The following is a 1,590-nucleotide window of genomic DNA, read 5'->3' on the forward strand; positions in this document are numbered from 1 at the left end:
GGGGAGCGGGGAGGGCGTGGTGGTGAGCGTGACGTCCATGGCGAGCCCCTGTCGTTGCGTAACCGAGTGATACCAGTCGGTAACTTCCGTTGGGGATCTTGTACGGGGGGATTCCGAGGCCCCGCAAGGAGGCCGTCGCGGCCGGGCGGTCCCGAAAACGGATCACCTATCAGGGTGACGCGGTCGGAAACCGGCTCTCCGACGACTCGGCGGGCGGCCTTCCGCGGTGGACGGACGACGGCTCCGGCCCGCCGCCCCGAAGGGGGACTCCGCACGTATCCTGAGGGCCTCTCCGTCTACGAAAGCGGCCTGCGATGCGCGTCTACGTCCCCCTGACCCTCCCCGGTCTCGCACAGGCGCACAAGGCGGGCGAGCTGGGCCCCGGTCCGCTGACCGCCTACGCCGTCACCCCCGCGCTGCGCGAGTGGTACGTCTCCGAGGACATCGAGGAGCTGGAGTACGCGGCGCTCAACCGGGCCGCGTCCGCCTCCCTGCGGCTCCTCGCCGGCGACCCCGAGGCGCCCCGGCGCCGGGTCGTCGTCGCCGTCGACGTGGCCGACAAGGACGCGACCGTCGACCCCGACCGCGGGCTCGACACCGGCTCCATCGGCGAGGTCCGCATCGCCGGAGCCGTACCCCTGGCCAAGGCGGCCGCCGTGCACGCCGACGCGGACGACGCCGAGGCGGACGTCGCGGCGGCGGCGGGCGCGCTGGGCGCGGCGGACCAGGGCGACGACGACGCGCAGTTCGTCGTGGACGGGGCCGAGGACCACGAGCTGCTGTGGTTCGGGGTGCAGGAGATCCCGGGTCTGCTGGGCTGACGTCCCTGTCGGTGGGGCCAGGTACCGTCTCTGCCCATGGGGAAGCACGGGAAACACCTGGTCTGGGACTGGAACGGCACACTGCTCGACGACATCGGCGCGGTCATCGGGGCGACGAACGCGGCCTTCGCGGAGCTGGGACTCGAAGAGATCACGCTCGAGCGGTACCGCGAGCTGTACACGGTGCCGGTGCCGAAGTTCTACGAGCGGCTGATGGGGCGGCTGCCCACGGACGAGGAGTGGACCGTCATGGACGGGGCTTTCCACCGGCACTACTGGGCGCGGGCCGAGTCCTGCACGCTCACCGCCGGGGCGGCGGAGCTGCTGGCCGCGCGGCAGGAGTCCGGGTTCACGCAGTCGCTGCTGTCGCTCGCGTCGCACGCCGATCTCGTGCCGCTCGTCGCGCGGTACGGGATCGCCGAGCGGTTCGTCCGGGTGGACGGGCGCGTCGATGCGTCGACGGACGGGAAGTCGGGGCACATGGTGCGGCACCTGGCTGCGCTTGCCGTCCCGGCCGAGCGGGTCGTCGTCATCGGTGACGCGGCGGACGACGCGATCGCGGCGGCGCATGTGGGGGCGCGGGCGGTGCTGTACACCGGGGGGTCGCACAGTCGGGCGTCGCTGTCGCGGGTCGGGGTGCCGGTGGTCGACTCGCTGGCCGAGGCCGTCGCCGTGGCGGAGGAGCTGGTCTAGGGGGCGGCTTCTGTCCGGTGGGGCAGGCGGGGTCCGGCCGGGTGCGGCTCGGTGGGTGGGTTGTGCCCACCCTCCC

Annotated in this window: 2 protein-coding genes; both read left to right on the plus strand. The window is 73.2% G+C overall.

Translation table 11 applies throughout. The features are described from left to right. Positions 1-314 precede the first annotated feature (314 nt). A complete protein-coding gene (locus CCN56_RS40485) occupies positions 315-821 on the plus strand; it encodes a hypothetical protein (RefSeq protein WP_086832533.1) in 507 nt (168 codons plus the stop codon). 36 nt (positions 822-857) lie between these two features. Then, the gene (locus CCN56_RS40490) at positions 858-1,514 is read left to right on the plus strand and encodes an HAD family hydrolase (RefSeq protein WP_086832534.1); all 657 of its coding nucleotides are present in this window, start codon (positions 858-860) and stop codon (positions 1,512-1,514) included. Positions 1,515-1,590: the final 76 nt, after the last annotated feature.

Source organism: Streptomyces sp. NRRL B-24572 (assembly GCF_002156145.1).
In the GTDB taxonomy this organism is placed as follows: domain Bacteria; phylum Actinomycetota; class Actinomycetes; order Streptomycetales; family Streptomycetaceae; genus Streptomyces; species Streptomyces vietnamensis.